Here is a 13,735-nt window from a genome sequence, read left to right on the forward strand (position 1 = left end):
GGCAAACCGCGCGGACAGCCCCATCTCAGTGAGATATCTCCTGGTTGGAACGAGCATTCATGATGCAGCTGTCGATTCTTGATCTGGCGCCGGTCTGCGAGGGCAGCGACACCACGCAGGCCTTCGCCAACATGCTGGACCTGGCCCAGCACGCCGAAGGCTGGGGTTTCCATCGCTATTGGCTGGCCGAGCACCACAACATGCCCGGCATCGCCAGCGCCGCCACCGCGGTGCTGATCGGTCATGTGGCCGGCGGCACCCAGCGCATCCGCGTCGGCGCCGGCGGCATCATGCTGCCCAACCACTCGCCGCTGCAGGTGGCCGAGCAGTTCGGCACCCTGGCCTCGCTGTACCCGGACCGCATCGATCTCGGCCTGGGCCGCGCGCCGGGCACCGACCAGCCGACCGCCCGCGCGCTGCGCCGTTACTTCGACAGCGCCGACCAGTTCCCGCAGGACGTGCGCGAGCTGCTGCACTACTTCGAGCCGGCCCAGAAGGGGCAGGCCGTGCGCGCCGTGCCCGGTGCGGGCATTCCGGTGCCGGTGTGGCTGCTGGGCTCCAGTCTCTTCAGTGCGCGCCTGTCGGCGGCGATGGGGCTGCCGTTCGCGTTCGCCTCGCACTTCGCCCCGGACGCGATGGACGAAGCGCTGGCGGTCTACCGCCGCGAGTTCCGCGCCTCGCAGTATCTGCAGGCGCCGTATGCGGTGCTGGGCCTGAACGTGGTCGCCAGTGATTCCGAGGCCGACGCCAAGCGGCTGTTCACCACCCAGCAGCAGAGCTTCGTCAATCTGCGTCGTGGCCTGCCGGGCCTGATTCCGCCGCCGATCGACGACATCGAAGCGTTCTGGCAGCCGCACGAAAAGGCCGGTGTGCAGAGCGCGCTGGCCTGTGCGGTGGTCGGCGACGTGAAGCAGGTGCAGGACGGTCTCGCCGCCTTCGTGGCGCGGCACAAGCCGGACGAAGTGCTGGTCACCGCCAACATCTACGATCATGCCGCACGCAAGCGTTCGTTCGGCCTGGCAATGCAGGCATGGCGCGCGTTGCAGGCCTGACCCCGGCGCTGCATGCGAAGAGCGTGTGACCGCGCGGTTCACGTCGCCGTAGCCGCCAATCGGCTGTGATGGGGGCTCCCCTTACAGGAGCCACCTCATGGCCGAACACGATCGCCAGCAGCACATCAAACAACTGGCCGGATTGATCCGCGACGTGGACATCGCGATGTTCACCACGGTCGGCGCGGATGGCCGGTTGTTCAGTCGACCGCTGGGCACGCAGGAAGTCGAGTTCGATGGCGACCTGTGGTTCGCCACCGGCGCCGACAGCCCGAAGATCGCCGAGATCGCGGCCAATCCGCGCGTCAACGTTGCCTATGCGTCGCCCTCGGGCAACACCTATGTCTCGGTCTCGGGTACAGCCCGCGTGGTCAATGACCGCGCCAAGATCGAGCAGCTGTGGTCACCGGCGATGAAGATCTTCTTCCCCGGCGGCAAGGACGACCCGAACCTGCGCCTGATCCACGTCAGCGCCGAATCGGCTGAGTACTGGGATGGCCCCGGCGGCCTGCTCGGCAAGGCGCTGTACTTCGTGCTGTCGGCGGTCACCGATGATCCGGGCGCAATGTCCGATACCGGCACGGTGGATCTCAAGCCCGGCGCGTAGGTAGTTCAGCGGCAGGTACCGACCGTTGGTCGGTACTTCAACGACAGGTACCGACCGTCAGCAATGCGGTAGGTACCGACCGTTGGTCGGTACGTCAGAACCAGCGCTGGAACAGATCCACCGTATAGCCCACCAGCTGCCCCGAACTGAAGCCGAAGAACAACACGGCGGCCACGGCGCCGATCCAGTTGAGCAGCATCAGCACGCCGTCGCGCTCCAGCAGCGCGAGGGCGAACAGCAGCAGCTGGAAGCCGAACAGGTAATTGGTGAGCGGGATCGGCAGCGACAACAGCACGCCGATCAGGATCAGCAGCAGGCCGCTGAACGCATGCGCCGGCAGCGGCACCAGCAGTCCGGGCATCCGCGGCTTGAGCAGGCGGTCCAGCCGCCGCAGCGGACCGTCGATCCGCTCCAGGAAACGATGCATGGTCCCGCGCTTCGGACCCCGCCTGCTGATGAAGCCCGGCAACCACGGCCGGCGCATGCCGCACAGCATCTGCGCGCCGATCAGCACCACCAGCGGCCCGCTGACCGCTCCGCCGATCCCGGGAATCGGAATGAAGGCGGGCAGGATCGCGACGAACAGGAACACACCGAACGCACTCTGCTGCAGGTCCTGCAGGATCTGGCCCAGCAGCAGCCGTTGCTCCGGGTCACCGTGGTCGAACATCGCCAGCAGGGTACGGATACCCTCGTTGCGGTACTGCGGCCGCGTCGGGTCCGGCGGCGTCGGCTCAGCCGGTGATGTCATCGGTCTCGTCTTCGCTCAGGGTACGCAGCAGCAGCTTGTCGACCCGGGCACCGTCGAGATCGACGATCTCGATGCGCCAGCCGGCCCAATCGAAGTACTCGCCCGCATGCGGGATGCGGCCGAAATAGTGGATGCACATGCCGGCCAGCGTGTAATAGTCGCCATCGTCGGCATCGGGCAGCTCGGCGTTGCCCATCAGTTCGCGCAGGTCCTCGATCGACAGCGAACCGTCGACCAGGAACGAGCCGTCTTCACGGGTCACAACCAGCGCGTCCTCGTCCACGTTCTCCACCGACTGCAGGCGGCCGACCACCGCGCCCATCAGGTCGCTGATGGTGACCAGGCCCTGGATCTCGCCGTACTCGTCCACCACCAGCGCCATCGACTGCTGTTCCTCGCGGAAGATCTCCAGCAGCTTCATTGCATGGGTGGACTCGGAGACGTACAGCGGCTCGCGCAGGTTCTGGAACAGCGAATGGTCATCGCGCACCAGGCGGGTCACCAGGCTCTTGACCTCGAGCACGCCGACGATGTCCTGGTCGTTGTCGCGGAACACCGGGTACCGCGAGAACTCGTTCTCGCGCATGGTCGCGATGTTCTTCTCCGGATCGGCCTGGGTATCCAGCCAGGCGATCCGGTTGCGCGGGGTCATCAGGCTGTCGGCGGTGCGGTCGCCCAGGCGCATGACGCGGTTCATCATGTCGCGCTCGTGGGCGTCGATCACGCCGGCCTCGTGGCTCTCGGCCACCAGCATGCGGATCTCTTCTTCCGTCACCGAGGCCGATTCGTCCTTGCCCAGGCCGAGCACGCGCAGCACCAGCCGGGTGGAGTGGGACAGCAGCCAGACGCCGGGCGCGGCGATGCGGGCCAGCCAGCTCATCGGCAGCGCCACCAGGCCGGCGATGTCCTCCGAACGGGTCAGGGCCAGCCGCTTGGGGACCAGTTCGCCGAAGATCAGCGTCAGGAAGGTGATCAGGGCCACGGCCAGCGTCTTGCCGACCACGCCCGAGTAAGCAAAGGCCGGGAACATGCCCTGCAGCCACTCGGCGATGGTCAGGCCGATGGCCTCACCGCCGAACAGGCCGGTCAGGATGCCGATCAGGGTGATCCCGATCTGGACCGTGGAGAGGAAGTTCTCCGGCTTCTCGGACAGCGCCAGGGCGCGCTCGGCGCGCTTGCTGGAGCCGGCCATCTGCTTGAGGCGGCTCTTGCGCGAGGTCATGACCGACATCTCGGACATGGCGAAGAAGCCGTTGAGCAGGATCAGGGCGAGGACAATAATCAGTTCAAACACGGGCGGCATCCCCGGTTGGTGGCAGGGAGGGCGTGTTCAAGCGATGTCGGCTACCGGAGGGCGCGTGAGCGCGGCGGTGCGGCGGGGGGTAAGGGTCGTCGTCCATAGAGTGCACCCGAAGGTGCCCGCGCATCTTAACAAAAGGCCGGGGCAGGGGTGCAATCAGGGTCGTTCAGGCAGGGCCGTCAGAGCGTGAAGATGACAGGGAGTACCCGGATTGGACATCAAACCGTCATAATTCCGCCCGGTGCCGTCCTTCCTCGACGGCGAATAGGTTTCTCAATGTTCTCTCTGCAGACCATTTTTGGCTCCGGCAAACAGTTCTACACCCTGCTGGACGAGGCTGCCCAGGCCGCCCAGGACAGCTCCAAGGCGCTGCACTCCATGCTGCGCGAAGCGGACCGCCAGCCGGCGCTGGACGCCTTCAAGCTGGCCCGCCTGCGCGAGCGCGCGGCCTCGGACAAGATCAGCCAGGCGCTGGTCGACAGCTTCATGACCCCGATCGAGCGCGAAGACATCGAAGCGCTGGGTTCGGCGCTGTACAAGATTCCCAAGCAGATCGAGAAGTTCGCCGATCGCTATTCGCTGGCCACCCAGCATCTGGAGCACATCGATTTCGCGCCGCGCGCGGCGATGCTGGAACAGGCCGCCAACGTGGTGGTGGAGATGGTCAACGACCTGCGCCACATGAACCTGGACCGGATGACCGCGCTCAACGAGAAGCTGCGTTCGCTGGAAAACGAAGCCGACCGCCTGATGCTCGAGCTGTACCGCGACATCTATTCCGGCCGCCTGGACAGCCTGCAGATGTTCCTGCTCAAGGAATTCTTCGAGATCCTGGAAAAGGCCATCGATCGTTGCCGCGAGGCCGGCGTGGTGGCGTACCAGATCGTCTTGAAGAACAGCTGACGGACGCCACAGCATGCTGACCCTTGTCCTGGTGGTGATCCTGGCCGCGCTCGTCTTCGAGTTCATCAACGGCTTCCACGACACCGCCAACTCCATCGCCACGGTGGTGGCGACCAAAGTGCTCTCGCCCGGCTGGGCGGTGATGCTCGCCGCGTTCATGAACCTCATCGGCGCGCTGACCGGCACCGCCGTCGCGCTGACCATCGCCTCGGGCCTGCTCAACACCAACGTGGTCGATGTGACCCCGCAGGTGATCCTGTGCGCGCTGCTGGGCGGCATCATCTGGAATCTGATCACGTGGTGGAAGGGCCTGCCGTCTTCGTCCTCGCACGCCCTGATCGGCGGCCTGTGCGGCGCCGGCCTGGCCGCGGCCCACAACAACTGGGACGCGCTGATCTGGTCCGAGCGCATCGGCACCTGGGCCCAGAACAAGGGCCTGCTGTGGAAGGTGTTCCTGCCGATGATCACCTCGCCGATCGCCGGCTTCCTGCTCGGCATCGCGGTGATGCTGCTGCTGTGGGGCATGATCGCGGGCATGGCGAAGATCGGTGGCTTCCTGGGCCGCCTGGCTCGCCCGCGCATCGTCAACGCGTTCTTCGGCAAGGCCCAGATCGTGTCGGCGGCCTACATGGGCTTCGCCCACGGCCACAACGACGCGCAGAAGACCATGGGCATCATCGCCATGACCCTGATCGGTGCCGAGGCGACCGGTGCGTTGAACGACCTGCCGTCCTGGCTGGCCTTCATGCACCCGGACGCGAGCGCCGGTGACGGCATCGCGATGTGGATCGTGCTGACCTGCGCCGTGGTGATGGCCGCCGGTACCGCTTCGGGCGGCTGGAAGATCATCAAGACTCTGGGCCACAAGATGGTCAAGCTGCACCCGATCCACGGTTTCGCCGCGGAAACCAGCTCGGCCACGATCCTGACCGTGGCGGCGCACTTCGGCATGCCGGTCTCCACCACCCACAGCATCTCCACCGCGATCATGGGCGTGGGCTTCGCCAAGAACCCGCGTTCGCTGCGCTTCGGCGTGATCGAGCGCATCGTGTGGGCCTGGATCCTGACGATCCCGGCCGCCGGCGGCTGTGCGTACCTGATCCTGCGTCTGTTCGAAATGTTCGGCTGGGCCTGATCGGTCCACGCGGTTGAACATCGAAAAGCCCGCCGAAAGGCGGGCTTTTTCGTGGGGCAAGGCGGATGCCGAGGCCGCAATGGCCGGGGGAGTTTCGTGCGATGGTCACCCCGGCACTGCGCTGCCTGGCCTCTGCCACTCCCTTGCGAGCAGCCCATACACCGCCGAATCCGATACTTCGCCGGCGACCCGCCAGCGCTCCCGCAGCAGCCCTTCGCGCTGGAAGCCGAGCCGCTTCAGCACCTTCGCCGAAGGCACGTTGCGCGGATCGATCTCCGCCTCCAGCCGACGCATGCGCAGTTCATCGAACAGGTACCCCACGAACCGTGACAGCGCCTCGTGCATGTAGCCCTTGCCCTGCGCCGACGGCGCCAGGTGATACCCGATCTCCGCGCGCCGGGACGTCTCGTCGATCGCGAACACCACCACGATCCCCAGCAGCGGCCCGTCCACACGCTCCCGGATCGCCAGCTTCAACTGCGTGCCCGCATCCAGCGCGGCCAGATCGTCGAGGATCTGCAGATAGGCCTGCTTGAGGTCGGTCCACGCTGGATGGTTCCAGTAGCGCATGCCGGCACGGTCGGACTGGATCGCGAACAACGCCTGCGCGTCCGTGGCGCGGATCGGTGTCAACACCAGGCGCGCGCTCTCCAGTTGCAGGGTGGGATCGAACGGCATGCGGGTTCCTGTGCTCGAGGTGTGGCCAAGGTAGCCGCTCCTGCCCCGTGTAGCCATGCCTGGCGTGTCCCCGCGCCCAAGAAAAAACCCGCCGGGAGGCGGGTTTTTCCAGTGTCACAACCGGTCGATCAAACTTCCAGCGAGGCCAGGTCGCCCTTCTTTTCCAGCCAGCCCTTGCGGTCGCTGGCGCGCTTCTTGGCCAGCAGCATATCCATCAGCGAATGGGTCTGCTCGCCATCGTCGATGGTCAGCTGCACCAGGCGGCGCGTATCGGGATGGATGGTGGATTCGCGCAGCTGCTGCGGGTTCATTTCACCCAGGCCCTTGAAGCGGGTCACGCTGACCTGGCCCTTGATCTTCTCGCGCTCGATCTTGTCCAGCATCGTGCGCTTTTCTTCCTCGTCCAGGGCGTAGAACACCTGCTTGCCCACGTCGACGCGGAACAGCGGCGGCATCGCCACGAACACGTGGCCGGCATCGACCAGCGCCGGGAAGTGCTTGAGGAACAGCGCGGTCAGCAGGGTCGCGATGTGCAGGCCGTCCGAGTCGGCGTCGGCCAGGATGACGACCTTGCCGTAGCGCAGGCCGGCGATGTCTTCCTTGCCGGGGTCGCAGCCGATCGCGATCGCCAGGTTGTGCACTTCTTCGGAGGCCAGCACGCTGCCCGAGGACACTTCCCAGGTGTTGAGGATCTTGCCGCGCAACGGCAGGATCGCCTGGAAGTCCTTGTCGCGGGCCTGCTTGGCACTGCCGCCCGCGGAGTCGCCTTCGACCAGGAACAGCTCCGTGCGCGACAGGTCCTGGCTGATGCAGTCGGCCAGCTTGCCGGGCAGGGCGGGGCCCTGGGTGACCTTCTTGCGGGTCACCAGCTTTTCGGTCTTCAGGCGCGCACTGGCGCGCTCGATGGCCAGCTGCGCGATCTGCTCGCCCAAGGCGACGTTCTGGTTCAGCAGCAGGCTGAAGGCATCATGCGCTGCGCCCTCGACGAAGCCCGCGGCCTGGCGCGAGGACAGCCGTTCCTTGGTCTGGCCGCTGAACTGCGGATCGGTCATCTTCAGCGACAGCACGAACGACACGCGGTCCCAGACGTCTTCCGGGGCCAGCTTGACGCCACGTGGCAGCAGGTTGCGGAAGTCGCAGAACTCGCGCAGCGCCTCGGTCAGGCCGGTGCGCAGGCCGTTGGCGTGGGTGCCGTGCTGGGCGGTCGGGATCAGGTTGACGTAGCTTTCCTGGACCAGTTCGCCCTCGGGAATCCAGGCCAGGGCCCAGTCCACGATCTCGTTTTCTTTCTTCAGGTGGCCCACGAACAGGTCGGCCGGCAGCATCTCGCGCTCGCCAAGCTCGGCCTTCAGGTAATCGCTCAGGCCATCTTCGTAGTACCAGGTGTCCTGCTCGCCGGTGGCTTCATCGAGAAGCTTGACGGTCAGGCCCGGGCACAGCACGGCCTTGGCGCGCAGCAGGTGGCGCAGCGCACGCAGGTTGTACTTGGGCGTATCGAAGTACTTCGGGTCGGCCCAGAAGCGCACCCGGGTACCGGTGTTCTTCTTGCCGACGCTGCCGACCACTTCCAGCGGAGTGGCGCGGTCGCCGTTGCGGAAGGTGATGCGGTGTTCGCTGCCGTCGCGCTTGATGTGCACTTCGACCAGGGTGGACAACGCGTTGACCACGCTGACGCCGACGCCATGCAGGCCGCCGGAGAAGGTGTAGTTCTTGTTGTTGAACTTGCCGCCCGCATGCAGGCGGGTCAGGATCAGTTCGACGCCGGGGATCTTCTCCTCGGGGTGGATGTCCACGGGCATGCCGCGGCCGTCATCGCTGACCTCGCAGCTGCCGTCCTTGAACAGCGTGACTTCGACCGTGCGGGCGTGTCCGGCCAAGGCTTCGTCGACGGCATTGTCGATGACTTCCTGCGCCAGATGGTTCGGGCGCGCGGTGTCGGTGTACATGCCGGGGCGGCGCTTGACCGGGTCCAGGCCGGACAGGACTTCAATATCGGCGGCGTTATAGCGGGCGTTCATCTGTCTTCATAAAGCGCAATGCGACGGCGAAGTTTGCGGTCTGGACGGGTTTTTTGCACGCCACACGTTCAGGGGGCGGCCGACCGGGGCGCGATAGACTGTCTGGGATGGGAAACCGGACCCTCCGGCGACCCATTCCATGCCATACCGCGAGGAGCACCCCATGAAGAAGTTGCTGACCATCGTTGCCATCGCCGCCGCCGTGGTGGCCGTGCCCATGGCACTGGCCCAGAACGCCGGACAGGGCCAGCCCACGCCGCAGCAGGGCGAACAGGCCGACAAGGCGCAGGCCGAGGCGGACGCCAAGGCCAAGCGCCGCGCCGCCGCCACGGCCGAAATGAAGGCCAGGGGCGAGCAGGCCCCGCAGAAGGAAGAGGAAGAAGAAGCGCGGAAGAAGCGATAAGCGCTTCGCGCTGACGCTTCCCCACGGTTTGCGCGGCAAACCGTGGGCCCCGCTCACCCTCTCCTCCACATCCCCGCGCCTGTCGGCGCGCCCCCTTGAACTCCAAGGGGGCTCTCCACCAGAGAGACCTGGGAATCTGAAAAAGTACTCACCATGAGCCCCGGTATCGCGCCGGGGCTCTTCTTTTTATGTGAAGACCGTCATCCGCCCCTTGGGCTGGAGGCCGGCAATCTGTAAACTATGGCTTTCCGGGAGTAGTGCGTGTCATCCATCAGCGAATGGACTGGCCTGATCGTGCGCGATCGCCAGCAGGGTAGGCAGGAGGTGACGGTCCAGACAGTGGCCGGCACGGCTGACCCGACGTCGCTGACCCACTCCCGCACCGTCTCCCCCCTGATCCCGGCCCTGGCGCGTGAACGCCCCGCAGCCGCCCGGATCGCCCCGATTTCCCCCGTCACGTCGTCCGTCGCCCTGCGCGCCGGCGCCGTTTCCCCCTTCCTGACAGGACACCCCCAGCCATGACTCCCTTGATCTTCGTAACCGGTGGCGTAGTGTCCTCGCTCGGCAAAGGTATTGCCGCCGCGTCGCTTGCCGCCATCCTCGAGGCCCGCGGCCTGCGGGTGACGATGATGAAGCTCGATCCGTACATCAACGTCGATCCGGGCACCATGAGCCCGTTCCAGCACGGTGAGGTCTACGTCACCGACGACGGCGCCGAGACCGATCTGGACCTGGGCCATTACGAGCGCTTCGTGCGCACCCGCCTGAGCCGCAAGAATTCGGTCACCACCGGCCGGATCTACGAGAACGTGATCCGCAAGGAGCGCCGCGGCGACTACCTGGGCGCCACCGTGCAGGTCATTCCGCACATCACCGATGAAATCCGCCGCTGCATGGACGAGGCCACCGAAGGCTTCGACGTGGCGCTGGTGGAGATCGGCGGTACCGTGGGCGACATCGAGTCGCTGCCGTTCCTGGAAGCGATCCGCCAGGTGCGCACCGAGCGCGGCCCGGAGAAGGCGCTGTTCATGCACCTCACCCTGGTGCCGTACATCGCCGCCGCCGGCGAGCTGAAGACCAAGCCGACCCAGCACTCGGTCAAGGAGCTGCGCTCGATCGGCATCCAGCCGGACGTGCTGCTGTGCCGTTCCGAGCAGGTCGTGCCGGATTCGGAGCGCCGCAAGATCGCCCAGTTCACCAACGTCTCCGAGCGCGCGGTGATCAGCGTGCCGGACGTGGACGTGCTGTACCGCATCCCGATGGGCCTGCATGCGCAGGGCCTGGACGACATCGTCGTCAACCAGCTCAAGCTCGGCGACAAGGCCGGCCCGGTCGACCTGGCCGAGTGGGAAGCCGCGGTGGATGCCACCCTGCACCCGCTGGACGAGGTCACCATCGCCGTGGTCGGCAAGTACGTCGATCACCAGGACGCCTACAAGTCGGTCGGCGAGGCGCTCAAGCACGGCGGCCTGCGCCAGCGCACCAAGGTCAACCTGAAGTGGCTCGAAGCACAGGAGCTGGAAGACAGCGACCTGGCCGCGCTCAAGGATGTCGACGGCATCCTGGTGCCGGGCGGCTTCGGCGACCGCGGCTTCGAAGGCAAGGTGCTGACCTCGCAGTTCGCCCGTGAGCATCAGGTGCCGTATTTCGGCATCTGCTACGGCATGCAGGCCGCGGTGGTCGATTTCGCCCGCCACGTGGCCGGCCTGGACGGCGCCAACAGCACCGAGAACGACCGCCAGTCGCCGAACCCGGTGATCGGCCTGATCACCGAATGGCGCACCGCCACCGGCGATGTCGAGAAGCGTGACGACAAGAGCGATCTGGGCGGCACCATGCGCCTGGGCCTGCAGGAGCAGCGCCTGAAGCCGGGCACGCTGGCCCGCGAGCTGTACGGCAAGGACGTGGTGTCCGAGCGTCACCGCCACCGTTATGAGTTCAACAACCGCTACCGCACCCAGCTGGAGGATGCGGGCCTGGTGATCGCCGGCAAGTCGATGGACGACACCCTGGTGGAAGTCATCGAGCTGCCGCGCGACCAGCACCCGTGGTTCCTGGCCTGCCAGGCGCACCCGGAGTTCCTGTCCACGCCGCGCGAAGGCCACCCGCTGTTCATCGGCTTCATCCGCGCCGCGCGCGAGCGCAAGGCCGGTGGCAAGCTGGCCCAGGATGCAGCGGCCTGATCGGCACGCCGCACTTGCAGTGGGGGCCGCGCGCCCCCATTGCAGAGCGCTAATCACCCACGGCGGCTGGCCTGTCCAGTGTCCGCCGGACAACAAGGAAACGCCATGAAACTGTGTGGATTCGACGTCGGGCTGGACCAGCCCCTGTTCCTGATCGCCGGCCCGTGTGTGATCGAGTCGATGCAGCTGCAGCTGGACGTGGCTGGCAAGTTGAAGGAAATCACCGATCGCCTCGGCATCAACTTCATCTTCAAGTCGAGCTTCGACAAGGCCAACCGCACCTCCGGCACCGCCTTCCGCGGTCCGGGCATGGAAGAGGGCCTGAAGGTCCTGGCCGAAGTGAAGAAGCAGATCGGCGTGCCGGTGCTCACCGACGTGCACGAATACACCCCGATGGACGAAGTGGCCTCGGTGGTGGACGTGCTGCAGACGCCGGCCTTTCTGGTGCGCCAGACCGATTTCATCACCAAGGTGTGCGCGGCCGGCAAGCCGGTCAACATCAAGAAGGGCCAGTTCCTGTCGCCGTGGGACATGAAGCCTGTCGTGGAGAAGGCCAAGGCCACCGGCAACCAGGACATCATGGTCTGCGAGCGCGGCGCCAGCTTCGGCTACAACAACCTGGTCAGCGACATGCGCTCGCTGTCGGTGATGCGCGATACCGGTTGCCCGGTCGTGTTCGATGCCACCCATTCGGTGCAGCTGCCGGGCGGGCAGGGCAACAGCTCCGGTGGCCAGCGCGAATTCGTGCCGGTGCTGGCGCGCGCAGCGGTGGCAGTCGGTGTCTCCGGCCTGTTCGCCGAGACCCACCCGGATCCGTCCAAGGCGCTGTCCGATGGTCCCAACGCGTGGCCGCTGGACCGCATGGAAGAACTGCTCGAAACCCTGATGGAGCTCGACGCGGTCACCAAGAAGCACGGGTTCTCGCGCTTCGCATGATGGCCGACGTTCCGGCGTCACCCGCGGTGCGCCGCGGCTGGCGCGGCTGGGCCTGGGGCTGGATCGCGCTGGGCGCGGCGATCGCCGCCTGGTGCGGGGTGTTCCTGATGGTGGTGCTGATGTTCACCAGCATGGGCTCGCCCGGTGATGGCGACAACGCACTGCGCGGGGTAATGCCCATGCTGTTGGCGACGCTGTCGCTGACCGGCACCGCCGCACTGGCCTGCGTCACCGCCAGCGTGCTCGCGTTCCGGCTGCGCCGGCAACCGGCTGGCGGCGGCGTCGGGCTGGCCCTGCTGGCGTTGCTGCTGGTGCTGCTGGTGATCCCGTCGCTGGTTCCGGGCAACGCCAGCGTGGTTGGGGCGCGGTCCGCGCCCACGCCGATTTGGCAAGTGACGGGTGTGCAGGGATAATCACGCGGCATCTATTTTTCGGCGCTGCGTTGGCGGCGCCTCCCCCCTCTGACTGGTAACCGGCCCGCTATGACCACGATCCGCAGCATCCACGCCCGTGAAATCCTCGACAGCCGTGGCAATCCCACGCTGGAAGCCGAAGTCATCCTCGAGGACGGCTCGTTCGGTCGTGCCGCGGTGCCCTCGGGCGCCTCGACCGGCACCAAGGAAGCCGTGGAACTGCGTGACGGCGACAAGACCCGTTACCTGGGCAAGGGCGTGCGCAACGCCGTGTCCAACGTCAACACCACCATCGCGACCGCGCTGAAGGGCTTCGATGCCGCCGACCAGGAAGGCCTCGACCGCCGCCTGATCGACCTGGACGGCACCGAGAACAAGGGCCGCCTCGGCGCGAACGCGCTGCTCGGTGTTTCGCTGGCCAATGCCCATGCCGTGGCCGCCTCGAAGAAGCAGGCGCTGTGGCAGCACCTGGCCAACGGCCGTGACGTGACCCTGCCGGTGCCGATGATGAATATCATCAACGGCGGCGCGCATGCCGACAACAACGTCGACTTCCAGGAATTCATGGTGCTGCCGGTCGGCTTCACCTCGTTCTCCGAGTCGCTGCGTGCCGGTACCGAAATCTTCCATTCGCTGAAGTCGGTGCTGAAGGGCCACGGCCTGAGCACGGCGGTGGGCGATGAAGGCGGCTTCGCGCCGGACTTCCGCAGCAACGTCGAAGCGCTGGACACCATCCTGGAAGCGATCGGCAAGGCCGGCTACACCGCCGGTGAAGACGTGCTGCTGGGCCTGGACGTGGCCTCCAGCGAGTTCTACGAGAACGGCAAGTACAACCTGGTCGGCGAGAACAAGCGCCTGACCTCCGAGCAGTTCGTCGACTTCCTGGCCGACTGGGCCGCGCAGTACCCGATCGTGACCATCGAAGACGGCCTGGCCGAGAACGACTGGGCCGGCTGGAAGCTGCTGACCGACCGCATCGGCAACAAGGTGCAGCTGGTGGGTGACGATCTGTTCGTCACCAACCCGAAGATCTTCAAGGAAGGCATCGAGTCCGGCACCGCCAACGCGATCCTGATCAAGGTCAACCAGATCGGCACCCTGACCGAGACCCTGGAAGCGATCGCCATGGCGCACGCGGCCAACTACGCCTCGATCGTCTCGCACCGTTCGGGCGAGACCGAAGACACCACCATCGCCGACATCGCCGTGGCCACCACCGCCACCCAGATCAAGACCGGCTCGCTGTGCCGCAGCGATCGCGTGGCCAAGTACAACCAGCTGCTGCGTATCGAGGAAGCCCTCGGTGCCGGCGCGCGTTACGCCGGTCGTGACGCGTTCGTGTCGCTGAAGCGCTGA

14 protein-coding genes are annotated in these 13,735 nt (G+C 66.3%); 10 read left to right on the top strand and 4 right to left on the bottom strand.

Going from position 1 to position 13,735, the window contains the following annotated elements; all coding sequences use genetic code 11:
- Positions 1-59: 59 nt before the first annotated feature.
- Together ABE434_RS09140 and ABE434_RS09145 are read left to right on the top strand one after the other, a co-directional pair.
- The gene (locus ABE434_RS09140) at positions 60-1,052 is read left to right on the top strand and encodes an LLM class flavin-dependent oxidoreductase (RefSeq protein WP_179459265.1); all 993 of its coding nucleotides are present in this window, start codon (positions 60-62) and stop codon (positions 1,050-1,052) included.
- A gap of 97 nt (positions 1,053-1,149) precedes the next feature.
- Positions 1,150-1,659, top strand: coding sequence for a pyridoxamine 5'-phosphate oxidase family protein (locus ABE434_RS09145; RefSeq protein WP_346478606.1), 510 nt, complete (start codon positions 1,150-1,152; stop codon positions 1,657-1,659).
- Between the two features lie 94 nt (positions 1,660-1,753).
- On the opposite strand, the gene ABE434_RS09150 is transcribed toward ABE434_RS09145, so the two are convergent.
- Positions 1,754-2,410: an exopolysaccharide biosynthesis protein gene (locus ABE434_RS09150; RefSeq protein WP_176989621.1), complete on the bottom strand. Its 657-nt coding sequence runs from the start codon at positions 2,408-2,410 to the stop codon at positions 1,754-1,756.
- Positions 2,394-3,704, bottom strand: coding sequence for a hemolysin family protein (locus ABE434_RS09155; RefSeq protein WP_176989622.1), 1,311 nt, complete (start codon positions 3,702-3,704; stop codon positions 2,394-2,396). Before ABE434_RS09155 ends, ABE434_RS09150 begins: the two co-directional genes overlap by 17 nt.
- Positions 3,705-3,986: 282 nt before the next feature.
- On the opposite strand from ABE434_RS09155, the gene ABE434_RS09160 reads away from it, so the two are divergent.
- On the top strand, positions 3,987-4,613 hold the full coding sequence (locus ABE434_RS09160; RefSeq protein WP_176989623.1) for a DUF47 family protein: 627 nt from the start codon (positions 3,987-3,989) through the stop codon (positions 4,611-4,613).
- 13 nt (positions 4,614-4,626) lie between these two features.
- Entirely contained in the window at positions 4,627-5,748 is a 1,122-nt protein-coding gene (locus tag ABE434_RS09165; RefSeq protein ID WP_176989624.1) for an inorganic phosphate transporter, read from the top strand.
- A gap of 105 nt (positions 5,749-5,853) precedes the next feature.
- Here ABE434_RS09165 and ABE434_RS09170 read toward each other — a convergent pair whose 3' ends face one another.
- Together ABE434_RS09170 and parE are read right to left on the bottom strand one after the other, a co-directional pair.
- Positions 5,854-6,426, bottom strand: a complete 573-nt coding sequence (locus tag ABE434_RS09170; protein ID WP_346478607.1) for a GNAT family protein — start codon at positions 6,424-6,426, stop codon at positions 5,854-5,856.
- A 128-nt stretch (positions 6,427-6,554) separates the two neighbouring features.
- The gene (gene parE / locus ABE434_RS09175) at positions 6,555-8,444 is read right to left on the bottom strand and encodes a DNA topoisomerase IV subunit B (RefSeq protein ID WP_179459261.1); all 1,890 of its coding nucleotides are present in this window, start codon (positions 8,442-8,444) and stop codon (positions 6,555-6,557) included.
- Positions 8,445-8,607: 163 nt separating this feature from the next.
- On the opposite strand from parE, the gene ABE434_RS09180 reads away from it, so the two are divergent.
- The 6 genes from ABE434_RS09180 to eno all read left to right on the top strand — a co-directional run bounded on the left by ABE434_RS09180 (position 8,608) and on the right by eno (position 13,735).
- Positions 8,608-8,847 (top strand): hypothetical protein, encoded by a 240-nt coding sequence (locus ABE434_RS09180; protein WP_176989627.1) that lies wholly within the window; start codon positions 8,608-8,610, stop codon positions 8,845-8,847.
- A gap of 261 nt (positions 8,848-9,108) precedes the next feature.
- Positions 9,109-9,369 carry a hypothetical protein gene (locus tag ABE434_RS09185; protein ID WP_346478608.1) on the top strand — a complete coding sequence of 87 codons (261 nt, stop codon included), beginning with the start codon at positions 9,109-9,111 and terminating at the stop codon, positions 9,367-9,369.
- Entirely contained in the window at positions 9,366-11,030 is a 1,665-nt protein-coding gene (locus ABE434_RS09190) for a CTP synthase (protein ID WP_176989628.1), read from the top strand. The genes ABE434_RS09185 and ABE434_RS09190 overlap by 4 nt, the downstream gene beginning before the upstream one ends.
- 105 nt (positions 11,031-11,135) lie before the next feature.
- Positions 11,136-11,966: a 3-deoxy-8-phosphooctulonate synthase gene (kdsA, locus tag ABE434_RS09195; RefSeq protein ID WP_019183338.1), complete on the top strand. Its 831-nt coding sequence runs from the start codon at positions 11,136-11,138 to the stop codon at positions 11,964-11,966.
- The gene (locus tag ABE434_RS09200) at positions 11,963-12,379 is read left to right on the top strand and encodes a hypothetical protein (protein WP_346478609.1); all 417 of its coding nucleotides are present in this window, start codon (positions 11,963-11,965) and stop codon (positions 12,377-12,379) included. Before kdsA ends, ABE434_RS09200 begins: the two co-directional genes overlap by 4 nt.
- Before the next feature lie 69 nt (positions 12,380-12,448).
- Complete coding sequence (eno, locus tag ABE434_RS09205; RefSeq protein WP_121041757.1) at positions 12,449-13,735, top strand: phosphopyruvate hydratase; 1,287 nt, start codon at positions 12,449-12,451, stop codon at positions 13,733-13,735.

The organism is Stenotrophomonas sp. TWI1183, from assembly GCF_039673115.1.
GTDB classification, from domain to species: Bacteria; Pseudomonadota; Gammaproteobacteria; order Xanthomonadales; family Xanthomonadaceae; genus Stenotrophomonas; species Stenotrophomonas maltophilia_AA.